Annotated in this window: 19 protein-coding genes; 12 read left to right on the top strand and 7 right to left on the bottom strand. The window is 62.6% G+C overall.

Going from position 1 to position 24,282, the window contains the following annotated elements; genetic code table 11:
- The first annotated feature begins 2 nt into the window (after window positions 1-2).
- On the top strand, window positions 3-812 hold the full coding sequence (locus FEZ59_RS26860; protein WP_060938629.1) for an FAD binding domain-containing protein: 810 nt from the start codon (window positions 3-5) through the stop codon (window positions 810-812).
- On the top strand, window positions 809-3,520 hold the full coding sequence (locus FEZ59_RS26855; RefSeq protein ID WP_080909731.1) for a molybdopterin cofactor-binding domain-containing protein: 2,712 nt from the start codon (window positions 809-811) through the stop codon (window positions 3,518-3,520). Before FEZ59_RS26860 ends, FEZ59_RS26855 begins: the two co-directional genes overlap by 4 nt.
- Here FEZ59_RS26855 and lat read toward each other — a convergent pair.
- Window positions 3,517-4,845 carry an L-lysine 6-transaminase gene (gene lat / locus FEZ59_RS26850; RefSeq protein WP_172933449.1) on the bottom strand — a complete coding sequence of 443 codons (1,329 nt, stop codon included), beginning with the start codon at window positions 4,843-4,845 and terminating at the stop codon, window positions 3,517-3,519. The two genes, FEZ59_RS26855 and lat, sit on opposite strands and share 4 nt — an antisense overlap.
- 66 nt (window positions 4,846-4,911) lie before the next feature.
- Window positions 4,912-5,376, bottom strand: coding sequence for an Lrp/AsnC family transcriptional regulator (locus tag FEZ59_RS26845; protein WP_019747732.1), 465 nt, complete (start codon window positions 5,374-5,376; stop codon window positions 4,912-4,914).
- A 30-nt stretch (window positions 5,377-5,406) separates the two neighbouring features.
- Between FEZ59_RS26845 and FEZ59_RS26840 the strand changes: the two genes are divergently transcribed.
- The gene (locus FEZ59_RS26840; protein ID WP_172933448.1) at window positions 5,407-6,723 is read left to right on the top strand and encodes a VOC family protein; all 1,317 of its coding nucleotides are present in this window, start codon (window positions 5,407-5,409) and stop codon (window positions 6,721-6,723) included.
- The gene (locus FEZ59_RS26835; RefSeq protein WP_019747730.1) at window positions 6,720-8,225 is read left to right on the top strand and encodes an aldehyde dehydrogenase family protein; all 1,506 of its coding nucleotides are present in this window, start codon (window positions 6,720-6,722) and stop codon (window positions 8,223-8,225) included. The genes FEZ59_RS26840 and FEZ59_RS26835 overlap by 4 nt, the downstream gene beginning before the upstream one ends.
- Here FEZ59_RS26835 and FEZ59_RS26830 read toward each other — a convergent pair.
- The 3 genes from FEZ59_RS26830 to FEZ59_RS26820 are packed head-to-tail and all read right to left on the bottom strand — an operon-like array spanning window position 8,176 to window position 11,394.
- On the bottom strand, window positions 8,176-8,961 hold the full coding sequence (locus FEZ59_RS26830) for an alpha/beta fold hydrolase (RefSeq protein WP_172933447.1): 786 nt from the start codon (window positions 8,959-8,961) through the stop codon (window positions 8,176-8,178). The two genes, FEZ59_RS26835 and FEZ59_RS26830, sit on opposite strands and share 50 nt — an antisense overlap.
- Window positions 8,958-10,022 (bottom strand): 2-oxoglutarate and iron-dependent oxygenase domain-containing protein, encoded by a 1,065-nt coding sequence (locus tag FEZ59_RS26825; protein ID WP_019747728.1) that lies wholly within the window; start codon window positions 10,020-10,022, stop codon window positions 8,958-8,960. The genes FEZ59_RS26830 and FEZ59_RS26825 overlap by 4 nt, the downstream gene beginning before the upstream one ends.
- Window positions 10,003-11,394, bottom strand: coding sequence for a nucleobase:cation symporter-2 family protein (locus FEZ59_RS26820; protein WP_172933446.1), 1,392 nt, complete (start codon window positions 11,392-11,394; stop codon window positions 10,003-10,005). Before FEZ59_RS26820 ends, FEZ59_RS26825 begins: the two co-directional genes overlap by 20 nt.
- A gap of 134 nt (window positions 11,395-11,528) precedes the next feature.
- On the opposite strand from FEZ59_RS26820, the gene FEZ59_RS26815 reads away from it, so the two are divergent.
- Genes FEZ59_RS26815 through FEZ59_RS26805 form a run of 3 tightly spaced genes read left to right on the top strand, consistent with a single transcriptional unit; the run spans window position 11,529 to window position 14,280 of the window.
- A complete protein-coding gene (locus FEZ59_RS26815; protein WP_003940980.1) occupies window positions 11,529-12,092 on the top strand; it encodes a cupin domain-containing protein in 564 nt (187 codons plus the stop codon).
- Window positions 12,093-12,149: 57 nt separating this feature from the next.
- Window positions 12,150-13,154, top strand: a complete 1,005-nt coding sequence (locus tag FEZ59_RS26810; RefSeq protein ID WP_060938856.1) for an acyl-CoA dehydrogenase family protein — start codon at window positions 12,150-12,152, stop codon at window positions 13,152-13,154.
- 34 nt (window positions 13,155-13,188) lie between these two features.
- Complete coding sequence (locus FEZ59_RS26805) at window positions 13,189-14,280, top strand: N-formylglutamate amidohydrolase (RefSeq protein ID WP_020969180.1); 1,092 nt, start codon at window positions 13,189-13,191, stop codon at window positions 14,278-14,280.
- A gap of 37 nt (window positions 14,281-14,317) precedes the next feature.
- On the opposite strand, the gene FEZ59_RS26800 is transcribed toward FEZ59_RS26805, so the two are convergent.
- A complete protein-coding gene (locus FEZ59_RS26800; RefSeq protein ID WP_020907057.1) occupies window positions 14,318-15,649 on the bottom strand; it encodes an anaerobic C4-dicarboxylate transporter family protein in 1,332 nt (443 codons plus the stop codon).
- A gap of 106 nt (window positions 15,650-15,755) precedes the next feature.
- Between FEZ59_RS26800 and FEZ59_RS26795 the strand changes: the two genes are divergently transcribed.
- A complete protein-coding gene (locus FEZ59_RS26795) occupies window positions 15,756-20,303 on the top strand; it encodes an ATP-dependent helicase (protein ID WP_172933445.1) in 4,548 nt (1,515 codons plus the stop codon).
- Between the two features lie 48 nt (window positions 20,304-20,351).
- Window positions 20,352-21,143: an Fpg/Nei family DNA glycosylase gene (locus tag FEZ59_RS26790; RefSeq protein ID WP_172933444.1), complete on the top strand. Its 792-nt coding sequence runs from the start codon at window positions 20,352-20,354 to the stop codon at window positions 21,141-21,143.
- Here FEZ59_RS26790 and FEZ59_RS26785 read toward each other — a convergent pair.
- Window positions 21,130-21,699 carry a TetR/AcrR family transcriptional regulator gene (locus FEZ59_RS26785; protein WP_019747721.1) on the bottom strand — a complete coding sequence of 190 codons (570 nt, stop codon included), beginning with the start codon at window positions 21,697-21,699 and terminating at the stop codon, window positions 21,130-21,132. The two genes, FEZ59_RS26790 and FEZ59_RS26785, sit on opposite strands and share 14 nt — an antisense overlap.
- A gap of 87 nt (window positions 21,700-21,786) precedes the next feature.
- Between FEZ59_RS26785 and FEZ59_RS26780 the strand changes: the two genes are divergently transcribed.
- The 3 genes from FEZ59_RS26780 (at window position 21,787) to FEZ59_RS26770 (ending at window position 24,267) form a co-directional block, all read left to right on the top strand.
- A complete protein-coding gene (locus tag FEZ59_RS26780; protein ID WP_019747720.1) occupies window positions 21,787-22,728 on the top strand; it encodes an oxygenase MpaB family protein in 942 nt (313 codons plus the stop codon).
- A 17-nt stretch (window positions 22,729-22,745) separates the two neighbouring features.
- Window positions 22,746-23,282, top strand: a complete 537-nt coding sequence (locus FEZ59_RS26775; RefSeq protein ID WP_019747719.1) for a hypothetical protein — start codon at window positions 22,746-22,748, stop codon at window positions 23,280-23,282.
- Between the two features lie 100 nt (window positions 23,283-23,382).
- Window positions 23,383-24,267: an aldo/keto reductase gene (locus FEZ59_RS26770; RefSeq protein ID WP_172933443.1), complete on the top strand. Its 885-nt coding sequence runs from the start codon at window positions 23,383-23,385 to the stop codon at window positions 24,265-24,267.
- The last annotated feature ends 15 nt before the right edge of the window (window positions 24,268-24,282 follow it).

The following is a 24,282-nucleotide window of genomic DNA, read 5'->3' as shown; positions in this document are numbered from 1 at the left end:
CGATGGATCTGCACAGCGTCGACGAAGTTCTGGTGCCGCGGACCCGCTCCGAGCTCCCCTGTGCCTCACCCGGTATCGGGTTCATCGGCGGCGGCACCTGGCTGTACTCGGAACCGCAGCCGCACCTGACCACTCTTGTCGACCTTGCGGGCTTCGACTGGAAAGCTGTCGTGGTCGGCGATCTCGGTCTCGAAATCGCGGCCACCTGCACCATCGAGGAACTGTGCCGCGCCGGTCTTCCCACCTCATGGTCCGCCGCAGCGCTGTTCCAACACTGCGCTGACGCACTGCTCGCATCGTGGAAGGTGTTGCGATACGCGACCGTCGGCGGCAACATCGCGCTCTCCTTCCCGGCCGGAGCGATGACGACTCTGTGCACCGCTCTCGATGCCGAACTGACGATCTGGCGTCCGGACGGTACCGAATACTCAGTCCCCGTAGTCGATTTCGTCATCGACGATTCTCGCAACGTGCTCGGCCCCGGCGAGATCATCCGCAGTATCCGGATTCCCGTGCATGCACTGACCGCACGTACCGCGATGCGAAAACTGGCACAGACGTCACTCGGGCGATCGGCCGTAGCCGTTGCCGGACGCTGCGGTGCCGACGGTTTCACACTGGCGATCACCGCCGCGACCCGCCGTCCGTACGCTCTGAAATTCGACGAACTCCCCGACGCCGCTGCACTTGCGGATGCGTTGCACAGCAGGATTCCGGAAGACGCTTACTTCACCGATGTCCATGGAACTGCGCCGTGGCGGAAGGCGATGACTGACCTTCTCGCCGAAGAAATCCGAGGTGAACTGGAATGAAGTACTCGGTGGACGGAGTTCCCCGCGACGACCAGCCCCGCCCCGGACAGTGCCTGCGAACCTTCCTCCGCGAGCACGGAGCGAACTCCGTCAAGAAGGGGTGCGATGCCGGAGACTGCGGCGCCTGCTCGGTTCTGGTCGACGGACACCCCACCCATTCGTGCATATTTCCCGCCCACCGCCTCGGCGGCCGCGACGTCGTCACCGCCGCCGGCCTCGGAACACCGGAGAAACTTCACCCCATTCAACAGGCATTCGTGGACGCCGGTGGATTCCAATGTGGTTTCTGTACAGCGGGAATGGTAGTCACCGCATCAGCGCTGTCGGTCGAACAAAAATCCGATCTCGCGTGCTCGATGAAAGGTAACCTGTGCCGTTGCACCGGTTATCGGTCCATTCGTGACGCCCTCGCGGGTACATCCAATACCGAGACCGCCAAAACAGGCGGGGCACAAGGGCGTTCCATCGCAGCCCCGGCGTCCGCACGCATCGTCACGGGGACCGAGCAGTACACCATGGACTTCTCCCCGGGTGAGAAGCCGATCGGCCTGCTTCACGTCGCAGTACTCGGCAGTCCGCACGCACACGCACACATAACCCGGATAGACACGGCAGCAGCGGAAGCGGCGCCGGGCGTCGCCGCGGTCCTCACCTTTCAGGACAGTCCGGACGTGCTGTTCTCGACCGCCCGGCACGAGGACCGCAACGACGATCCGGACGACACGCGGGTGTTCGACAGGACCGTCCGTTTCCGCGGCCAGCGAGTCGCCGCGGTCATCGCCGAAACCCCGACGCAGGCGGAACGTGCACTCTCGCTGATCGAAGTCGACTACGAGGTACTCGACGCGGTATTCGAACCAGATCTGGCGCGTTCCCCCGGCGCTCCGCTTCTGCACGGCGACAAAGACGAGAGCTCGCGGATCGCAGAAGTCCCTCGCAACGTGGTTGCCGCGCTTCACGATGGTGTCGGCGATCTGGACCGTGCGCTCGCGGATGCCACTGCAGTCGTCGAAGGTACGTGGAAAACTGCGCGAGTCCAGCACGTGGCCTTGGAAACTCACGGCGCAGTGGGGTGGCTCGACGAGGACGGCCGTCTCGTCATCAGAAGCAGCACACAGGTGCCGTTTCTGGTTCGGGACGAATTGGCGCACATCTTCGATCTCGATCGCAGCCGAATCCGGGTGTTCGCCAAGCGGGTAGGTGGAGGCTTCGGCGGGAAGCAGGAACTACTCACCGAAGATCTGGTCGCACTCGCCGTCCTGCGAACGGGTAGGCCCGTTGCTTACGAGTTCAGCCGCAGCGATCAGTTCACCATCGCACCGTCACGGCACCCGATGCGAGTTTCGGTTCGCGCCGGCGCCGATGCCGACGGAACTCTCACTGCACTGGCCATCGACGTCCTTTCCGACGCCGGGGCGTACGGGAACCATTCGATCGGAGTCATGTTCCACGGTTGCGCCGAATCCATGGCGGTCTATCGCGCTGCAACTAAACGCGTCGACGCCGAAGCGGTCTACACGAACAACGTTCCGTCCGGCGCCTTCCGTGGTTACGGGCTCGGCCAGATCATCTTCGCCGTCGAGTCGGCCATGGATCAGCTCGCTGATCGTCTCGGCATGGACCCCTTCGAGTTTCGGCGGCGAAACGTCGTCGTACCCGGAGACGATTTTGTCGACTGGCACGTCGAGGACGGTGATCTCGAATTCGGCAGCTACGGACTGGACCAGTGCATCGACCTCGTCGACAGTGCACTGTCGAGCGGACGCGGGGAGGCTGCACCGGCAGGGTCGCGTTGGCAGATCGGCCGGGGCATGGCAATTGCCATGATCGCGACGATCCCGCCGCGTGGTCACTTCTCCGACACCACTGTCGCACTCGAGGCCGACGGTCGGTACGTGGTGAACATCGGCACCGCTGAGTTCGGCAACGGAACCACCACGATTCACCAACAGATCGCGGCCACCGAATTGCGGACGACAGTCGATCGCATCACGATTGTTCAATCCGACACCGATGCAGGCGGATACGACACCGGAGCATTCGGGTCGACGGGAACGGTGGTCGCCGGCAAGGCGCTCCTGATCGCCTGCGAGCGCCTTCGCGAGCGAATACTGACCCGTGCGGTGCGATTGAGTGGCCGCGGCGCGCAGATCGACGATCTTTCGCCGGACGGGGTCGAAACGTCCCACGGTTGCCTCGATTTCGCGACGCTACTCGAAGGTGGCCCGCTCGCCGCTGACGGTCGCCACGACGGAACACCGCGCTCGGTCTCGTTCAACGTTCACGGTTTTCGCGTTGCCGTCGACACGGATACCGGCCGGGTGAAGATCCTGCAGTCGGTTCAGGCCGCCGATGCCGGCACCGTCATGAACCCGGCACAACTGCGAGGGCAGGTGGAAGGCGGTGTGGGACAGGCCCTCGGCGCTGCACTGTCGGAGGAAATCGTCATCGAAGAAGGCCGAGTGATCAATCCTCAGCTACGCAATTACCACGTTCCACAGATCGGAGATTTGCCGATCACCGAAGTACTGTTTGCCGACACGTACGACAAACTCGGGCCTTTCGGCGCAAAATCGATGAGTGAGGCCCCCTTCAATCCGGTAGCACCGGCGTTGGCAAACGCGATAGCCAACGCGTGTGGAGTGCGTATGTACTCCACACCGATGACACCGGATCGAGTGTGGAGCGAACTCCAGGCCAGAGCCTAGACTTCGCGCTCGAGCACTCGCTCGACTGCGTCGACCGCGTCGTCCAACTCACCGGTGGTCACCGTCAGCGCGGGACGGAATCTGATTCCTCTCTTCCCGGTTGGCAGTATCATCACATGCTCGTCTTCTCGCAGTCGCTGGACGACGCGATCACGAAGGTCACTGTCCGCCAACGTAATCGCGCACATCAGACCACGACCGCGCGGCTCGGTCGCCGCCGCGTAGCGCCCGCAGACTTCGGTCAACCGGGCAAGGAGATGCGCACCCGTGAATCGCGCGCGGTCGATCAGTCGGTCCTGCTCGATGACTTCGAGTATCCGCCGGGCGCGCACCATGTCGGTGAGGTTGCCACCCCACGTCGAATTGATCCGGGAACTGACGTGAAACACATTGTCGTGCACTTCATCCACTCGACCGCCGGCCATGATGCCGCACACCTGCGTTTTCTTACCGAAGGCCACCACATCCGGATGCAATCCCAATTGCTGATAGGCCCAAGCGGTTCCGGTGATTCCGCATCCCGTTTGCACCTCGTCGAGAATGAAGAGGGCGTCATTCTCACGACACAGCTCTTGCATCGCCTGCAGGAATTCCGGCCTGAGGTGATGGTCACCGCCTTCGCCTTGGATCGGCTCGGCGATGAAACAGGCTATATCGTCGGGGTTGTCGGAAAACGCTCGGCGCGCTTGCTCGAGAGCTTGCCTCTCCGCAGCTTCGACATCGCGACCGTCTGCGAGATACGGCGAGTCGATCCGGGGCCAGTCGAACTTGGGGAATCTCGCGACCTTGCCCGGTTCGGTATTGGTGAGCGACATCGTGTATCCGCTACGACCGTGGAAGGCCTCGGTCAAATGCAGGACCTTCGTCCCCAGATCACTTGACAATCCACGGCTTTCGTTCAACCGACTCTTCCAGTCGAAGGCAACCTTGAGCGCATTTTCCACCGCAAGTGCCCCGCCGTCCACGAAGAACAAATGTGGGAGCGCCGAATCCCCCAGGACCCGAGCGAAAGCCGCAACGAAGCGCGCCATAGGCTCGGTGTAGATGTCGGAATTACTCGGCTTGTTGGAGGCGACAACGGCCAATTCCTGCTGGAATTCCTCGTCGTCGGCGATCGCCGGGTGATTCATCCCCAGGGCGGAAGAGCCGAAGAAACCGAACATGTCCAGAAACTCGGTGCCGTCTCGCAGGTCGCGGAGATACGAACCCTGCGACCTTTGCACATCGAGAATCAGATCGAATCCGTCGACGAGAATGCTGGCCTTCAGCACCTCGTAGACCGGAAAGAGCGCACTGTCACCGAAGTCTCGCATCGCAGTACTCATACTGCGAAGATTATGTCAATTTTACGAAAGTGTCGATAGGAGGCCGCAAAAGTTACGTAAGACCCGTCATTCGTCGTAAAAAGTTTGTAGGATGATGGTGCTTCGCGTGTTGACGTTGGCTGCCGTACGGATCTCCTGCAGCAATCGTTCCAACGCGCGAGGTGACGCCACCCGGACCAGGAGGACGTAGCTTTCGCTCCCGGCCACGGAGTGACACGAGACGACGGCCGGTAGATGACGCAAGCGAGCAGGCGCATCGTCGGGCTGCGAAGGATCGAGAGGAGTGATTGCGACAAATGCGGACAGATTATGACCGAGTGCCTCCGGATCGATCTTCGCCGAGTAGCCACGGATCACCTTGCGAGACTCCAATCGACGCACTCTCGACTGGACTGCAGAGATCGAGAGTCCTGCCTTCTCAGCAAGACTCGCGAGAGTGGCACGGCCGTCCAAGACCAATTCACGCATCAAAAGTCGATCGGTTTCGTCGACCGGAACCCCGGCAGCGTCACTGGTTTCTGTTTCTCGCACCTGCGCAGGCTAACGCAATCGGACATTCGTATGGTTGAAACCTGGGAGCTACGTGCACGGTTCGCAGCGGCCCTCGCCAAGATGTATGGCGACGAGGTCCCCGCTTACAACACCTTGGTAGATGTAACGATGCAGGTGAACCGCGATTTTGCCACCGAACACCCGGATTCGGCGGAGCGCCTGGGCAGCCTGGCGAGAGTCAGCGCCGAGCGTCACGGCGCCATCAGACTGGGGACTCTCGACGAACTACGTGACGTAGCCACCGTCTTCGGCGGATTCGGTATGTTTCCGGTCGGCTACTACGACCTCCGGCTCACCGACTCCCCCATTCCCGTTGTCTCGACGGCGTTTCGCCCCACCGAACCTGCCGAACTCGCCCGTAACCCGTTCCGTGTTTTCACTTCGGTACTGACCGGCTCCGATTCCAGGTTCTTCGACACCGACCTCGAGCGTCGGATCACCGGGTTCCTGCGTCGCCGCACCCTGTTCTCTCCAGAACTTCTGCAGTGGGCACGGCAAGCGAACCGCGAGTGCGGCCTACCGGAGCCCGAGGCGACACAATTCGTCGAAGCGGCGACCTCGGCGTTTCGGCTCGGCACCGATCCCATCGACGCCGGTTGGTATCGCGAACTTGCCGCGATCTCACCTGTCGCCGCAGACATCGCCGGCCAGGGCTCGACACATGTCAACCACCTCACCCCGCGAGTGCTCGACATCGACGAGTTGTACCGCCGAATGACCGAGCGCGGCATCACCATGATCGACCGCATCCAAGGCCCGCCGAGGTGGAATGGACCGCCACTGCTTCTGCGGCAGACGTCGTTTCGCGCACTCGCCGAAGACAGACGTTTTCGCCGGCCGGACGGATCGGTCACCACAGAACCTGTCCGCGTCAGATTCGGCGAGGTCGAGGCACGCGGAATCGCGTTGACCCGCGGCGGGCGTGCAATCTACGACCGACTGATCGCAAGGCCCGCGGACGCCGACTGGGACAGCGAATTTCCGCACACCGAGGACGGATTGGACGACGCGGGGTTGGCGTACTTCACGTACCGAAACGAAGGAACTGTTGTCGTCCGCGACCCGATCGTCTACGAGGACTTCCTACCGGCGTCCGCGGCCGGGATCTTCGCGTCCAATCTCGATTCCGTGACCGGATTCGTTTCCGATGCGCCCGGCGCCGAATACGGGCAGGATCGATTGGAGGGCGCCATCGACCGCACCATCGAAGATCCGTTCGAGCTGTACCGCGCACAACAAGAGGCATCACGTGCCCTGCTTTCTCCCGCCAACATCCACTCCCGCCTACAAACACTCCCGCCTTCTAACACAGAGGACTCCCCGTGAACCTGCCTGATCCTTCGAGCCTCGCTGATCGCGCCGAGAGAGCCCTCGCTGCCTGTGGCGTCGAGTGGCCCGCCGGTGATCTGAGCGCACACACGCCGATCACCGGCACACAGCTGCGTACGGTCCGGCAGCACTCCGGCCGAGAGGTCGACGACGCCGTCGAGGCGGCTCATCGAGCGTTCCTCACCTGGCGCACCGTCCCCGCTCCGGCGCGCGGCGCGGTGGTGCGGCGGCTGGGCAGCCTACTTACCGAGCACAAGGAGGATCTCGCGGAGATCGTGACGCTGGAGGCAGGCAAGGTCACCTCGGAAGCTCTAGGCGAGGTACAGGAGATGATCGACATCTGCGAGTTCGCGGTCGGTCTCTCCAGGCAGCTCTACGGGCGCACCATGCCGTCCGAACGTCCCGGCCACCGGTTGTCGGAAACGTGGCACCCGCTCGGCGTTGTCGGGGTCATCTCTGCGTTCAACTTTCCGGTAGCGGTGTGGTCGTGGAATACCGCCATTGCTCTGGTCTGCGGCGACTCCGTCGTCTGGAAGCCTTCGGAAACCACTCCGTTGACCGCTCTGGCATGTCATGCGCTCCTGCGGCGTGCGCTCGCGGATTGTGAAGCACCGATCGACGTGCACCAGTTGGTCGTCGGCGGACGTGACGTCGGTGAGGCGCTGGTGGACAACCCACTCGTGGCCTTGGTCAGCGCCACGGGTTCCGTGCGGATGGGCCGCGCCGTGGCTCCGCGGGTCGCCGCGCGCTTCGGACGAAGTCTTCTGGAGTTGGGTGGGAACAACGCCGCGGTCGTCACGCCGTCGGCGGATCTCGAGCTCGCCGTGCGCGGAATTGTCTTCTCCGCCGCGGGAACTGCCGGGCAGCGCTGCACCTCACTGCGCCGACTCATCGTTCACGAGTCGATCGCCGACAAGGTCGTCGACCGCATTGCGTCCGCGTACGCGCAACTCCAGGTCGGTAGTCCCTTCGATTCCGGTGTTCTGGTCGGACCGCTGATCAACGAAGCCGCGTACGAGGCAATGCAGAAGTCCCTCTCGGCCGCGCGCGGCGACGGCGGAACCGTGGTGTGTGGCGGTGATCGCGTCGGCGAATCCGGGTTCTACGTGACACCTGCTCTCGTTCGTATGCCCGCACAGACCGAGGTGGTACGGGCGGAAACATTTGCACCCATCCTCTATGTCTTGACCTACACCGACTTCGACGACGCTATTGCGCTGCACAACGGTGTACCTCAAGGACTTTCATCCTCGATCTTCACACTCGATCAGCGAGAAGCAGAGCGCTTCCTCGCCGCCGACGGCTCCGATTGCGGCATCGCGAACGTGAACATCGGAACGTCCGGTGCGGAGATCGGCGGCGCATTCGGCGGAGAGAAGGAGACGGGCGGCGGACGCGAATCGGGTTCGGATTCATGGAAGGCCTACATGCGCCGAGCCACCAATACCGTCAACTACTCGGACCAGTTGCCGCTGGCTCAAGGCGTCGAGTTCGGCTGAACGCGTTCTGGGCAAAATCGGCGATCGCTTCGATCAACTCCGGGAGCCTCGACAACTGCGGGGCGTGGTCGGTGTCCAGGCTGACCACCTGGGCACCGGGAACAAGTTTCTGCATGGCACGCTGAGCTTCGATCGGCACGGTTCGATCGAGCGTGCATTCGACATACAAACGCGGGACGGTTCCGAATCGTTCTTCCGTCCAGACGGGTGCCATCAGGCGGGCCGACTCCAGTTGTGGAACGAGCATGCGCGCGGCGAAGATCGCATCAGCCACCGGCGCTTCGTGGAAGAACACAGCGGCACCGGCTTCGGGCGGAACCACCGTCGCATTCCCGTCGTCCACGGGGACCAACCAACGTGAGATCCCGACCGGACTTGCCAGACCGACTTCGATGCAGAGCATCCCGAAGTCCATCTGCGATGGAAGCATCATCCCCGCGACGTACACAAGACCCGCTACCCGCGACGGCAGTAACTCAGCCACCTGTGAGGCCACGATGCCTCCGCCGGAGTGACCGACGAGGGTGCACCGCCCGTCCAGGGACTCGACTACTGCCACAACATGTTCGGCAACTGCGTCGAGATCGATCACGTCGTCGGGGTTCCAACTTCCCGAGCCTGGAAGCTCCACCACAACGGGATTGAAGCCGGCCGATTTCAGTGGGCCACACACACGATCCCAGACCCAACCGCCGGCCCACGCTCCGTGGATGAGGACGATGTTCCGTGCACTCACTGCTTGATCTCGAGCTCTGCAGCCGAAAGTACCCGAGCCGCCTCACGACCTGCGGCGGCGTTGGACTTTCCCTGCCTCGACCCGGCCAATTTGGCCTTGATGTGATCGCGAACGGTAATGGATTCGTACTCCAAGCCGGAGTCGTCCTGAAAACTCGGCAGAGTCGCAATCACCGCGTCGACGTTTCCGTCGTGGAAGAAGGCCGCCGATCGCCGACGCTTGATGGTGCCGTTCACCACCGGAGGCGCAACTCGGTGCAGCGTGGACATCCACCTGTCGTTGGTCAGTCGCGCGGTGAGATCCCCGAGATTGACCAGTAGCGCGCCGTCGACCGGCCAGACATCGTGCCAGCGTCGGTCGCTCCCGAGTACTTGCAAACCTTCGACCTGATCCGCCCACAGCACGGTGACCAGCCCGAAATCGGTATGTTCGCCCATACCCTTCAACTCACCGTCCAATGTCACCGTCCCTTCGGGTAATGCGTAGTTGTTCATCCGCAGTACGTCGATGGAATGGTCGGTGATCGACTCGAAGAATCCTGGGGTCAGACCGAGCGCATCTTCGAAAATAGTTGTCAGTGTGCGTGCCACCCGCTCGCCATGGGCGTAGTAATTCTCCACTCGTTCCGTGAAACCTGGCACTGCGGGCCACAGATTGATTCCGTAATCCTCCTCCGACAGTTCGAGTTCGGTGAATGATCTGGCTTCGGTTCCGACGTTGAAGGCCTCGAAGAAGTCATTCATCCGAGTCGCGGATTCGACGCCGAGGCTCAAGCTCAGCGACTCGCTCTTGGGCGGGCTGTATCCACGATTCGCGCCCTCGATTCGGTAGCCCGTTTTCGTCTCCATCGGCAGCCCGAAGAAGTCGTCCATGGCTTCGGCGAGGCCGGAAGAAACATCGACCGGAACGCCGTGGCCCCGAATCTGGATGAAACCGACAGTCCGACAGGCATGGTCGACTTCGGCGGCTACTCGCGCCTTGTCCTGGTCGGCACCACCGAGTACGTAGGGCGAGATGTCGATGACGGGAACTTCGAAGGGATCAGACTGGGACGATGGCACTGGCGTCTCCTGCAGAGCTGGTAGCGGGTTCAGTTTGTGCAGTGGGGTGGAGGCTCTCTCGCGATCGCCTCGCGAGTTCACCGAGTCGGGTGTGATTGAACATCAGATTGAGTGAAAAGGCAGAGGCCGCAGCCAAGGTGATGCCGCTACCGAGGAGGATCTGAGCCGAGGAGGGGAATCGCTCGAACATCCCCTCCGCAAATTCCGGCAGAATACCGATTCCGACGGACACAGCAGCGATCGTGGTGTTGATCGGGTCACTGAGATCGACCTTGCGCAGTGTGTTGATTCCGACCACGGCGACAGTGGAGAACAAGATGATTCCGACGCCGCCGACCACCGGATCAGGCAGGGCTGCAACCACTTCACCCATTCTCGGGATGAGGCCGAGAACGATCAGAATGGCACCGCTGGTAGCGGTCACGTACCGGCTGTACACCCGGGTCGTGGCAACGGCGCCGACATTCTGCGAGAAAACGGTGTCGACAAAGGCATTGAAGATTCCGCCCAGAACTCCCGACATGCCGTCGGCCACCAGCCCGCGTGCGAGATCTGCTTTTTTCAAAGGCTTTCCGGTGATCTCGCTGACCGCCAGCATGCTCGCCGTCGATTCTGCGAAGACGACTGCCATGACGATACTCATCGCCACCACGGCGGTGACGGGAAACTCCGGAGCGCCGAAGTGGAACGGCATCGGGAAGCCCACCCAGGCCGAGCCGCCGACGCCACTCAGATCGATCAGACCCATCGGGATGGCGATCACGGTACCGATCACCAGTGCCATCAGTACACCGAGTTGCGTCCACATCCCGCGACCGAGGCAGATGAACGCCACCGCGACCACAACGACTGCGGCAGCCAGCGCCAGATTCTTCGGATCGGCGAACGACGGGGAGGTCGGGTCGTTTCCGACGATCAGTCCTCCCGCGACACCGATCAACGAGATGCCGATGACTGTAAGGACGACGCCGGTGACCAGGGGTGGGAAGTATCGGACGATTTTGGCGAACGGGACGGCCAACGCTATGCCGACCACGCCACCGACCAGCATGGACCCGTACACGGCCTGCAGGCCGTACTCCTTGGCGATCAGAATCATCGGCGTCAGCCCGGCGAACGTCGCACCGCAGACGATCGGCAGGCGGACACCGGCAACCTTGCCGACGCCCAGGCTCTGAATGATCGTGATGATGCCTGCAACGAGCAAGTCCGCACTGATCAGCATCGCGACCGTGTTGCGGTCCAGCCCGACTGCGGCACCGAAAACCAGCGGAACCGTGATGCAACCGGTGTACATGATGAGGACGTGCTGAAGAGCAAAAGCAGACTGGCGGGCAATGGGGAGCCGCTGGTCGACTGGATGGATGGCCATGCGCCGATCTCCGTCCGAAGCTGGAAGTGTTTCGTGTACGGGACTATTCAGCACGTCGATAATTTCTTACCGTGGTCGAATTTGTTTCGTCTGTGTAATCAAAACTTTCACCAGAGCACTGCTATCTTCGGCACATGGACGACGACCAGAGAGCGATAGCGACCGCAATCGGGGCAGCCGTGCGGACAGCGAGAAAAGAAGCCGGTTTGACGTTGCGTGAGGTTGCCGTGAAGTCAGGGTTGTCGCAGCCATTCCTGAGCCAAACCGAAAACGGGCACGCAGTACCCAGCGTCATGAACCTTCATCGCCTCGCGCAATCGCTCGGCACCACGGCGCACTCACTCTTGGCACAGGGCGAGCGAACTCCGTCCAGCCTCGTCCGCGCCGGCGAGGGGCGAACCTTCGAACTGGCACACGATTCGGTGATCCGATTCTGCTCGACCGGTTCACGGACCATGGAACCCAACGAGATCACGGCAGCACCTCACTCCGAGGCAGGTGAGCACACCGAGCATGCCGGCGAAGAATTCATTCATGTTCTCGAAGGATCTGTCGAGGTCGAGGTCGGGCTGGACGAGCATCACGTTCTTCATGTCGGCGATACCCTCCTCTACACCTCGACCATCCCGCATCGGTGGTTCAATCGCACCGCTGCAGTTGCGAGATTCCTCATCGTGAGTTCACCGCCGTCCTTCTAGATACGCCACCGCTGCAGTTCCACACCACAACCCCGGCTCGCGGCTTACCCTGACAGCGTGACCAAGTGGCCGGAACTTGCGCGTGAGATCGCCGATACCGTTCTGTTTCCCGTCGCCGACAGCGTCGACGCCGACGGAGAAATCCCCAGCAGCCATTTCGACGCGCTCGCCGCCGACGGCTTCTACGGCATCGCCGCCCTCGGTGACGGTGGCCCCAGCAGCGAAGAACTGGTCGAGGTCCTCGAAACCTTGTGCGGCGGTTGCCTCGCGACGACGTTCACCTGGATGCAGCATCACGGCGTCGTCGGGGCCCTGGCAGCGAGTACCAATACGTCTCTGCGCGAACAATACTGGGACGGTCTGGTTTCCGGCACGATTCGCGGTGGGGTTGCCTATGCCGGCGCCATCCCCCGCCCACCGCTCCTGTGGGCCAAGCGGGTGAACGACGGCTACGTCCTCGACGGGATCGCACCCTTCGTCACCGGTTGGGGCATCGTCGATGTTCTCTTGGTGTCGGCGCGCGACGAGTTCGACAATTCCATCGTTCATTCCGTCGTACCGGTGGGCGAGGCCCCGGGTCTGACGATCGAGGAGCTTCCACTGATCGCGGCGCGCGGGAGCAACACCGTCCGAATCGTGTTCGACGCTTTCGAAATTCCCGATACCGACGTCTGTGCTGTCGTCAGCGACGAACAGTTCCAGAGCACCCAACTCCCCGGCTTGTGGCTCAATGGCGCGATGGCCATGGGCATCACCCGCCGCGCCGTGACCGAACTCGCGGATCTGGGAGTCGACGCCGACGCGTTCGAAGAACAAGCCGCCCGGGCGCGCGCCGATCTCGATGCAGCACTGCGCGGCGGCGGCGACATGTCGGCCGCACGCGCCCGCGCATCGGAACTTGCGATACGAGCATCGGCCGCGCTCGTCACTGCGACCGGAAGCCGCGCCCTCGTCGGCAGCAACACCCCCGAGCGGCTCATGCGAGAAGCCACCTTCACTCTTGTCGCGGCTGGTCGACCGGAGATCAAGACAGCTCTCGTGGAACGACTCAGCGGATACTGAGTCTGCACGGTTGCACTCGATTACGCTGGGGCTCATGACCAGTGGAGAACCAGTACTCATCCCGGCCGGAACCGTGTTCACGCCGGAGGACCTGACGTTCTATGCCGATCGCGACTCCCGCAGTCTCGACGACGCCATCGCCGAAGCCGACCTTCTTGTCAGTTGCCCACACTCGGGTTCCGCGATTCCAGCAGAACTCTCACGTTTTCTCGCACCCGAGTTCACACAGCGGCTGCAATTCGACTTCACCGACATGTCCACCAGTCCCATCGTGCGCCGTTGGGCCGAAATCGATTCGCGCATCGTGTACGTGGAGAATCCGCACCCTCGCATGATTCGCGATCCCAATCGTGCGAAGCCCGAAAACCTGGAAGCGTCACTGCGCGAAGCCTTCGCCCGCGTCCACAAGGCCGGTGCAGGCAACAAAGCAGACCTCACCGGCGTCGACGCAGTTCGCCCTGTCACCTTCTCGTTCTACCCCCTGTTGCTCGAGCCGACCGACGACGCGGGCTGGAAGAACCTCGCCGAGACCTTCACCGAGACAGCCGAACACGGTTTGGGTGTCTACGAAAGAACTCGCGACGCACTGATCGAAGCCATGGTGGAGAAGAGCTTCGAACTCGGTCGATCGTTCACGACGTTGTCGTTCCACGACACGATGAACCACACCACCCGGCGGGACGGCGCCGTCAATGTCGAACGGCCGGAAGCAGATCGACTCCCCGACGTCGTCGCACTCTCCAATCGTGGCGACCACCACGGCAATCGACGCGGCGACAATCCCGTGACGATGGATCCGGAGCTCATTCGCACACTTGCGGTCTCACATCGCAAGGGATTTCAGGTCGACGATCCAGATGCCGTCGCTCTCAATCAGCCGTACCTCGGCAGTTTCGAAATCATCCGAGCCGGAGCCCGATTCGCCGAATTGAGCGCCCGCGCCGCCGAAGCCGGGATCACGTTGAGTGCGGTTCAGGCCGAATTCAAACGAGAATTCCTACTGGGAGACGAACTGGCCGCATACATCATGGAACCCGGCCTCGATTGGCCTACACCCGACGCCGAACGGGTGGACCAGCTCGCCCACGCGTGCAAGGCGAGCTGGGACCACTACCGCAACAGCTGACTCAGCGATATCACTCAGGCTGACTCAGCGGTATCACTCAACCGAGTACCACTCCGAACACCGCGCCGGCCGCAATCGTCGTGACGGCCAAGATGATGGTCGGCAGGAAGAACGAGTGGTCGACGAGCTTGGAGCCGAGCTTCGTGCTGCCCGAGAGGTCGAAGTTCGCAGCTGCGATCTGCGAACCGTTTGTCGGCAACAGATAGACACCGGCAAAGGCTCCGGCCCACATGCCGCTCACCAGGCCGGGTGCAATCCCGGCAGCGAGACCGATCGGCACGATGGTCCTCGTCGCGGTCGACTGGCTGGTCGTCAGGACACAGACCAGGAAGACACCGAGCGCGAAGATCCATGGCGCGGCGTTGACCCAGTCGCCGACGGTGCTCGTGATCAGCTCCGAATGTGCGCTGATGAACGTGTCCGTCAGCCATGCCAGACCGAACAGCGCGATGGCCGAGACCATGCCGGCACGGAACACCGTCGACGAGGGCACGTCGGCAACGTTCGGGCGGCACACCAGCAGGATCAACGTACCGACGACGAACATCAGCATTTCGATGATCGGTGTCATCCCCATCGGGGAACCGTCGGCGGCTTCGGGGCGAATTCCCTTGAACAGGCCGAAGATCACGATGGCCAGAACGCCGGCCAGGAAGATCAGTGCCGCGTTTCGTCCGGTCTTCGTCGAGACGAGTTCGGTCTTGGACGCTGCACCAGGTCCGGCCAATTCGCCCGACTTCATCTTCGCCTGTATGTCCGGGTCGTCGTCGAGATCCTTACCGAGCCTGTTGACCGCGATGGAGGAGAGGACGATGCCGACGACAGCGGCCGGGAAGGTGATCTTGATGATGTCGATGAGTTCGAAATCGTAAGGCGGCACGTCGGTCAGCGTGACCATCGCCGCCATCGCCGCGGACACCGGACTACACGCCAGCGCCACACCGGTCGAGACAACCGACAGCGACAGCGGCCGTGACGGCCGCACACCGTTCTTGTACGAGACGTCGTAGATGACGGGGAGCAGCGGGTAGAGGATGTTGGACGTACCGGCACCGACCGAGAACAGGAATGACACCAACGGCGCGATCAGCGTGATCTGCTTCGGGCGAGATTCGATCAACTTGGCCGCGATGGTGACCATCCAGTCGATACCACCGGCCGCCTGCATCATCGACGACGCGAGGACAACGGACAGGACGATGAGGAGAGCGTCGACCGGCGGACTGCCGACGTCCTCTCCGAAGACGAACACGAGGACGGCAACACCTGCGCCGCCCCACAGACCGAGAGCGACACCGCTCGATCTGGTACCCATGACAATCGCCCCGAGCACGACCGCCAGCTCGAGGACAATCTTGACTGCTTCCATCAGGCACTCGCCTTCTCGATAACAAGAGAATCGCTATAACAGGGCAAATAGTATGCTCTGCACTTCGGCTGCGGGCACGAACACGCTGTCGGTGGGAAGGGGCAATATGGTGGTCGTGACCAACGTCCTCAGTAGGTTCTCGCCCGCCACACGCGAGTGGTTCGGCGGCGCTTTCAGCGCTCCGACTGCTGCGCAGCTCGGTGCCTGGGAATCCATCGCGAGTGGCTCTCACACACTTGTCGTCGCACCCACCGGCTCCGGCAAGACATTGTCGGCGTTCCTGTGGGCCCTCGATCAACTCGCCGCGAAGGACGAAGGCGAACGCGCCACCAAAGTCCTCTACATTTCGCCACTCAAAGCGCTGGGCGTGGACGTCGAACGGAACCTTCGCGCGCCGCTGGTCGGCATCACACAAACTGCGAAACGTCTGGGCCTCACCCCGCCAGAGATCACCGTCGGTGTCCGTTCCGGCGATACGTCCCAGGCCGATCGGCGCTCGTTGATCAAGCGTCCTCCGGACATCCTGATCACGACGCCGGAGTCGTTGTTCCTCATGCTCACCTCCGCTGCCCGGGAAACACTGGTCGGCGTCGACACCGTGATCGTCGACGAGGTTCACGCGGTGGCGGGTACCAAGCGCGGCTCGCACCTTGCGCTCTCTCTGGAACGTCTGGACGGCTTGCTCGAGCGTCCGGCGCAACGCATCGGATTGTCGGCCACTGTCCGTCCCCACGAGGAGATCGGGCGGTTCCTCGCCGGTTCGGCACCGATCCGAATCGTGGCACCGCCTGCCGCCAAGACCTTCGATCTCACGGTCCGTGTCCCCGTCGAGGACATGACCGAATTGGGTATCGCGACGCCCGCCGACGGTTCCGAATCCCCCACCCCGCAAGCCGGTTCGATCTGGCCCCACGTCGAGGAACAGATCGTCGACCTCGTGCTCGATCACCGATCGTCCATCGTGTTCGCCAACTCTCGGCGCCTCGCCGAACGATTGACAGCCAGGCTCAACGAGATTCATGCAGAACGCATCGGTCTGGCCGTCGAGAAAACACCTCGCCCGCCCGCGCAGATCGGAGCTCCCACCGAGGTCAACTACGGCGCAGAACCCCTCCTTGCTCGCGCCCACCACGGATCGGTCAGCAAAGACCAACGAGCCCTCATCGAAGACGACCTCAAATCGGGTCGATTGCGATGCGTCGTCGCCACCAGCAGTCTCGAACTCGGAATCGACATGGGCGCCGTCGACTTGGTCATCCAGGTGGAGGCGCCGCCTTCGGTTGCCAGCGGCCTGCAACGTGTCGGTCGCGCGGGCCACCAGGTCGGCGAGATCTCACGAGGCGTCGTCTTCCCCAAACATCGCACCGACCTGATTCACTGCGCGGTGACCGTCGAGCGCATGGTCGAAGGCAAGATCGAGGCGATGGCCGTTCCCGCCAATCCCCTCGACATCCTTGCCCAGCAAACTGTTGCGGCCACCGCTCTGGAACCGATCGACGTCGACGACTGGTTCGAGACGGTGCGCCGAAGCGGTTCCTTTGCAACGCTTCCCCGTTCGGCCTACGAGTCGACTCTGGATCTGCTCGCCGGGCGGTACCCCTCGGACGAGTTCGCCGAATTACGTCCGCGCCTGGTCTGGGATCGCGAGTCCAACACTCTGACGGGCCGCCCGGGTTCGCAGCGCTTGGCAGTCACTTCCGGCGGCGCCATCCCCGACCGCGGCCTCTTCACGGTCTACATGGTCGGTGAGAAAGCATCAAGAGTCGGCGAACTCGACGAAGAAATGGTCTACGAATCCCGGGTAGGCGACGTCTTTGCGCTCGGCGCCACCAGTTGGCGGATCGAGGAGATCACCTTCGATCGGGTTCTGGTCAGCCCCGCCTACGGCATGCCCGGTCGTTTGCCCTTCTGGCATGGCGACGGACTCGGTCGCCCTGCCGAACTCGGACAGGCGTTGGGACAATTCGTTCGAGAGACCGCGCTGGGTAACGAAGCCGACGTCGTCGAGCGTTGTCGCGTGGGCGGGCTCGATCACAACGCCACAACCAATCTGATCCAACTCGTCGGTGAGCAGAAGAATGCCACCGGGCAGGTCCCGTCGGATCGAACGCTGGTTGTCGAGCGCTTCCGCGACGAACTCGGCGATTGGCGTCTGGTGCTGCATTCCCCGTACGGCCAACGGGTTCACGCACCGTGGGCCCTCGCCATCGGGGCCCGCTTGCAGGAACGATACGGCGTCGATTCCAGTCCGACGGCCTCCGACGACGGCATCATCATCCGTCTCCCCGACACCGAGAACGAACCTCCCGGCGCCGAACTGTTCACCTTCGACGTCGAGGACATCGAAGATCTGGTCACCCAGGAGGTGGGCGGCTCGGCATTGTTCGCCTCCAGATTCCGCGAATGTGCCGCCCGCGCACTGCTTCTCCCACGCCGCAATCCCGGCAAGCGTGCTCCACTGTGGCAGCAACGTCAGCGGTCGGCGCAACTGCTGGACGTCGCTCGCAAGTTCCCGACATTCCCGATCCTGCTCGAGACCGTGCGTGAGTGCTTGCAGGACGTCTACGACCTGCCGGCACTGAAGGAATTGTTCGGCAAGATCGAACGGCGCCAGATTCGAATAGTCGAAGTGGAGACGCCCTCGCCTTCACCGTTCGCAAGTGCGCTCCTGTTCAACTACGTGGGCGCGTTCATGTACGAGGGCGACAGCCCCCTGGCCGAGCGACGCGCCGCCGCACTGTCGTTGGACTCCACGTTGTTGGCCGAACTCCTCGGCCGCGTCGAACTGCGCGAGCTGCTCGACGCCGGAGTGATCGAGCAGGCAGAACGTGAACTGCAACGGCTCGCTCCGGACCGCAAGGCCAAGGACCTCGAGGGCGTTGCCGACCTCCTCCGCATGCTCGGCCCGCTGACCACCGAAGAAGTCACCGAACGCTGTCTCGAAGATCCGGTCGCGTGGCTCGACAAGTTGGTCGCAGACAAACGTGCCCTCCACGTCTCCTATGCGGGCGAGAGTTGGTGGACCGTCGTCGAAGATGCAGCGCGCCTTCGCGATGGACTCGGCGTTCCCCTACCCATCGGGGTTCCGGCCGCGTTCATCGAGCCGGTCGATCAGCCACTCGACGACCTCCTGAGCCGATACGCACGCACTCACGGACCATTCACTCTCACGGATGCGGCTGCACGCTTCGGTATCGGAGTATCCGTCGCGCGTGACGTTCTCGGTCGGCTCGCGCTCGAAAAGCGTGTTCTCGAAGGAGAATTCCGCCCGTCTGCAACTGGGAGCGAATGGTGCGACGCCGAAGTCCTGCGCCGCTTGAGGCGTCGCTCGCTCGCCGCGGCACGGCAAGAGGTCGAGCCGGTCAGTACCGCAACGCTCGGACGTTTCCTTCCCGGTTGGCAGCATGTGGGCGGCACGCTGCGCGGAATCGACGGTGTTGCAACGGTAGTCGATCAACTTGCCGGCGTTCCGATTCCGGCGTCCGCTCTCGAATCGTTGATTCTGCCGAGCCGAGTCGCCGACTACTCCCCCGCGATGTTGGACGAACTCACCTCGACGGGTGAAGTCCTGTGGTCCGGATCCGGAGCAATCTCCGGCAAAGACGGGTGGGTAGTTCTGCACCCCGCCGACCTGGCACCGATCACGCTCAATTCGCCCGCCGACACCGACGTCTCGGAGTTGCAGAAGCGCATCCTCGACCTGCTGTCCGGCGGCGGTGCCTACTTCTTCCGCCAGTTGGTCGACGCGTTGCAAACTACGGAGTCGGCTGCAGACACGGTCGACAGTGTGGTGACGACGGCACTGTGGGAGTTGGTGTGGCTCGGACACATCGGTAACGACACCGTGGCACCGCTGCGCGCACTTCTCTCGGACACCACCAGAACCACCACAAGTCACCGATCGCCTCGACGTGTTCCTCGTGCCCGTCCGTACCGCGGAATGGCGCGCACTTCAACCCCGGCTCGCACGGGACCGGCAACCGCTTCCGGTCGGTGGTTCCAACTGCCGGCCATCGAACCGGACCCGACCATCCGGGCGCACGCCACTGCCGATCTGTTGCTCGAACGGTACGGCGTCGTCACCCGCGGATCGGTGATGAGCGAGAACGTGCCGGGCGGTTTCGCGTTGATCTACAAGGTACTGAGCACGTTCGAGGACAACGGGCGCGCTCGACGCGGATACTTCGTGGACACCCTGGGCGGCGCTCAATTCTCGACGCCTCCCGTGGTCGACCGCTTGCGCACGTTCGGTGATTCCATCGAGGGGCGCCACACCTCCTCGGCTGCAGTCACTCTCGCGGCGTGCGACCCGGCCAATCCCTACGGCGCCGCACTGCCGTGGCCGGCGTCGGGGGGCGAAGAGTCACCCGGACACCGACCCGGACGTAAGGCGGGAGCACTGGTCGTTCTGGTGGAGGGCGAGTTGGTTCTGTTCGTCGAGCGCGGCGGTCGCACCATCCTGACATTCACCGACGACAGCGGAACTTTGCGCCTGGCAGCGCTGTCGCTTGCCCAGAAGGTGACTTCTCGCGCTGTCGACAAGTTGGTAGTGGAGAAGGTCGACGGAGAGACCATCCACGGCAACGATTTTGCTCCCGTCCTGGTCGAAGCCGGCTTCGCCGCCACTCCTCGCGGATTCCGGTTGAGGTCATGAGGATTGAGGTCATGATGGTTGCGATCGTGAAGTGCTGGAGCGGCGACCATGCCTGAGGGCGATACCGTGTGGCGGGCCGCCAACGATCTGCGCGCTGCCCTGGCCGAGAAGGTACTCACCACCTGCGATGTCCGCGTTCCTCGCTATGCCACCGTCGATTTATCGGGACATCGTGTGGATTCCGTCGCCAGCCGCGGAAAGCATCTGCTGATCCGCGTGGGCGAAGCGTCCATTCACACGCATCTGAAGATGGAGGGTCAGTGGCAGATTTATCTCCCCGGCGAGCGCTGGCGCAGACCCGCCCACCAAGCGCGCATAATCTTGGCCACCGAAGACTCTGTAGCAGTGGGCTTTTCACTGGGAATCACCGAGATCCTCGAACTGGGGCAGGAACAGGAGGCCGTCGGGCACCTCGGACCGGACCTGCTCGGGACCGATTGGGACAATTCCGTGGCCGTCGAGAATCTTCGCGCTGCAGACTCCGTACCGATCGGAATCGCGCTCCTGGATCAGCGCGTGATGGCCGGACTGGGCAACGTGTACCGCAACGAGATCTGCTTCCTACGAGGCATTCACCCGAAAACGCCGACACACCGCGCCGGGAACCTCGACGCGATTGTGGATCTGTCATTCCGCACCATCAACGTCAACAAGTCGCGTCGCATCCGGGTCACCACCGGCGACACCCGCCCAGGTAGGCAAACGTGGGTGTACGGCAGACGCGGAAAACCATGCCGCCGATGCGGAACCCGCATCAGAGAAGACACCCTCGGACCGGATCAGCTCACCGAGCGAAATATCTTCTTCTGCCCCGTGTGCCAGCCGTTCACGCCTGGTTAGCGTTGATCAGCAGCCGGACGCAATGGCGCACAAATCGCTCGCGTTCGACGACGATCGAGCCGTCCAGATAACCGATGAACAGTGTGAACAACGCCCCGACCAGCCCGACTGCCACCAGCTGCTTGTCCACCGGATCAGCAATCTCGGACAACTGGTCGTACACCAGGTCCACGAACGCCGGCATCGATTCGATACCGCGTCCGCTCAGCACCGGCTCCGAGAGCGGAGCGATCAGAAGCACTCGCCCCATTGCCGGGTCGTCGACCATCAGCTTGACGAAAGCGTCGACCGCAGCGGTGGCGACTGCCTCGGATGTCGTCTCGGACTCCACTGCCGTGGCGAGCGCCGACTGCGCGCGCTCGGCGACAAACGTGTGGACCGCGACAACGTACTGATCGCGATCGGTGAAGCTCTCGTAGAAGTACCGCTCGGTCAGACCAGCGGCCTTGCAGACCGCTCGCACGTTGACGGCCGGACCGTCGACCGCACCGAGCAGTGTCACTCCGACGTCGAACAACGTCGCCTTTCGAGTGGCCCTGCGTTCTTCGATGCTCACAACTTCCCCACTTCGCCGACACTTGTTCTTCAATGCACCCGGTATTCGATCCTTGACTACCGCTGTTGTCGATCCTAATCTGACAACATGCGTAGTCAACTTGGCGACAGCAGCACCCCGGTTCCCCTCGGTCCGGATTCCCTGACCTGGAAGTATTTCGGCGACTGGCGCGGGATGCTCCAAGGTGTCTGGGCAGGTTCGATGCAAAACATGCACCCTGGTCTCGGCGCCGGGGTCGAGGAGCACTCGCAGTTCTTCGACGAGCGCTGGGAACGGCTGTACCGCTCGCTGTATCCCATTGCCGGCGTGGTCTTCGACGGCGATCGCGCGCAGCAGACAGCCGAAGAAGTCCGTGGCTATCACACACGGATCAAGGGCATCGACAAGCTGGGACGCCGGTACCACGCACTTGATCCCGACACCTTCTACTGGGCGCACGCGACATTCTTCATGGGCACCATCGTCACCGCCGAGAACTTCTCCGGTGGCCTGACCGAGGCCCAGAAACGACAACTCTTCACCGAGCACATTCAGTGGTACCGCCTGTACGGGATGAGCATGCGCCCGGTTCCCGAAACCTGGGAAGCATTTCAGGAGTATTGGGACCACATGTGCCGCAACGTACTCGAAGACAACAAAGCGACCCGCGACGTCTTGGATTTGTCGGGGCTGGGAAAGCCCCCGTACATGACGTGGCTACCCGATCCGTTGTGGCGGCTCACGCGGATTCCCCTCGCCCGCGGATTCGTGTGGCTGACAGTGGGCATGTACGACCAACCGGTTCGCGACCTTCTCGGCTACTCGTGGACCAGTCGCGATCAGAAAATTCACAACGCTGTCGGCCGCACCGTCAACGCCGTCTTCCGCCTGGTGCCGTGGCGATACCGGTATCAACCGCGCGCTCGCGCGGGATGGGACCGAGCCAGCGGCAGAATTCCCGCCGGGGCTCCACTGGTCCACACGCCGGCCCGCAATCTACCGCCGCTCGAGCAGCGAGATAATCCGATGCACTACAGCCCGAGGGTCTGATCTGCCATGCTCTGAGCATGGAGTGGGACCTGCGAACACTGCTGAACCGGCCGATCACGTCTCACGGTGCGCCGCTGGGACAAGAACGTGTGGCGGCGAGAACCACCGCGTACATCTACGGCAACATTCTTGTCCTCGCCGCACTCGTCCCGGTGACAAAATCTCAGGAATCACTGGGTGCCGCGATTGTGGTCGGCACGGCATTGTCGACGTACATCGCCCACACATTTGCCGAGAGCGTCGGCGAGAGCATTCGCAACGACCGCCGTCTCACCACCGCGGAGAGAATCGACTCGCTGCGCGATTCTGTCCCGATCCTCACCTCCGCGGTTGTGCCTGTCGCCATTCTCGCGACGGCGTGGTTCAACTTCCTGGAACCACGGACGGCGCAGTTGATCGCGGAAATCGTCTTGATCCTGCGCATCGGATCCACCAGTTACGTGATCAGCCGTCTTCACGGCGAGAAAGTCAGCACGAACACACATCTGGCAGCCTTCGGCCTCGCTGCCGTCGCCACCCTCATAGTCGGCTTGAAGATAGTGCTCACTCATTGACGAGCCACAAGTGCAAATTGCCAGGCCTGAAGGGGTACTGCCGTTACCCGGCTGAGCAGTCACTCCCACCGAACCAGTGGCCGCCGCTACCGTGGACGACATGAGCATCCCGAGCCTGAAACTGAACAACGGCGTCGACATCCCCGCGCTGGGCTTCGGCGTCTACCAGACCCCGCCGGACGAAACTCTCGCCGCAGTCGAGTCCGCGCTGTCGGTGGGTTATCGCCATATCGATACGGCCGCGGCCTACGGCAACGAGAAGGGCGTCGGCGAGGCGATCCGGCGATCCGGTCTCGATCGCGGTGAGATCTTCGTCGAAACGAAAGTCTGGATCACCGACTACGGATACGACGAGACCTTGCACGCCTTCGACAAGAGCGCAGGCAAACTCGGAGTCGAGCAACTTGACCTCCTCATCCTTCACCAGGCGTTGCCGAGCGAGTTCGAGCGCACCATCGACGCATACAAGGCGCTGGAAACACTTCTCGCAGACGGCAAGGTTCGTGCCATCGGAGTCAGTAACTTCATGCCGGATCACCTCACCCGACTATTGGACGCAACGTCCGTGGTGCCGGCGGTCAACCAGATCGAGGTCCATCCGTACTTCAGGCAGTCGACCTTGCTCGAGGCCGACGCCGATCACGGCATTCTGTCTCAGGCATGGTCACCGATCGGCGGAATCACGTTCTATCGCGACGGCTCTCACGGCTCAACCCTCGAGGACGCCACCATCGGCGCTATCGCTTCCTCTCACGGCAAGTCTCCCGCACAGGTGATGCTCCGCTGGCACCTCCAGCAGGGCCGCCAGGTGATCCCCAAGTCGGTGACTCCCTCACGCATTGCGGAGAACTTCGACGTGTTCGACTTCGAACTCACCACCGAAGAACTCTCCGCAATCGACGCACTCGACACCGGAGTTCGCGGCGGTCCCGAACCCGAGGTCATCACTCGCGAGAAGTTCGGAATCGAGATCCCCGAAGCGTGAAAGACCCAGCAGCTC

It is taken from the genome of Rhodococcus sp. MS13, assembly GCF_013277835.1.
GTDB classification, from domain to species: domain Bacteria; phylum Actinomycetota; class Actinomycetes; order Mycobacteriales; family Mycobacteriaceae; genus Rhodococcus_F; species Rhodococcus_F erythropolis.
This window is presented reverse-complemented; position numbering and strand designations above follow the sequence as displayed.

What these genes read in the sequence shown, in the direction of transcription:
- FEZ59_RS26800 (WP_020907057.1), bottom strand. Translation starts at nt 15,649, where the DNA reads ATGGAAGCAGTCAAGATTGTCCTCGAGCTGGCGGTCGTGCTCGGGGCG.
- FEZ59_RS26855 (WP_080909731.1), top strand. Translation starts at nt 809, where the DNA reads ATGAAGTACTCGGTGGACGGAGTTCCCCGCGACGACCAGCCCCGCCCC.
- FEZ59_RS26840 (WP_172933448.1), top strand. Translation starts at nt 5,407, where the DNA reads ATGGTTGAAACCTGGGAGCTACGTGCACGGTTCGCAGCGGCCCTCGCC.
- FEZ59_RS26795 (WP_172933445.1), top strand. Translation starts at nt 15,756, where the DNA reads ATGGTGGTCGTGACCAACGTCCTCAGTAGGTTCTCGCCCGCCACACGC.
- FEZ59_RS26860 (WP_060938629.1), top strand. Translation starts at nt 3, where the DNA reads ATGGATCTGCACAGCGTCGACGAAGTTCTGGTGCCGCGGACCCGCTCC.
- lat (WP_172933449.1), bottom strand. Translation starts at nt 4,845, where the DNA reads ATGAGTACTGCGATGCGAGACTTCGGTGACAGTGCGCTCTTTCCGGTC.
- FEZ59_RS26820 (WP_172933446.1), bottom strand. Translation starts at nt 11,394, where the DNA reads ATGGCCATCCATCCAGTCGACCAGCGGCTCCCCATTGCCCGCCAGTCT.
- FEZ59_RS26815 (WP_003940980.1), top strand. Translation starts at nt 11,529, where the DNA reads ATGGACGACGACCAGAGAGCGATAGCGACCGCAATCGGGGCAGCCGTG.
- FEZ59_RS26775 (WP_019747719.1), top strand. Translation starts at nt 22,746, where the DNA reads ATGGAGTGGGACCTGCGAACACTGCTGAACCGGCCGATCACGTCTCAC.
- FEZ59_RS26780 (WP_019747720.1), top strand. Translation starts at nt 21,787, where the DNA reads ATGCGTAGTCAACTTGGCGACAGCAGCACCCCGGTTCCCCTCGGTCCG.
- FEZ59_RS26770 (WP_172933443.1), top strand. Translation starts at nt 23,383, where the DNA reads ATGAGCATCCCGAGCCTGAAACTGAACAACGGCGTCGACATCCCCGCG.
- FEZ59_RS26790 (WP_172933444.1), top strand. Translation starts at nt 20,352, where the DNA reads ATGCCTGAGGGCGATACCGTGTGGCGGGCCGCCAACGATCTGCGCGCT.
- FEZ59_RS26805 (WP_020969180.1), top strand. Translation starts at nt 13,189, where the DNA reads ATGACCAGTGGAGAACCAGTACTCATCCCGGCCGGAACCGTGTTCACG.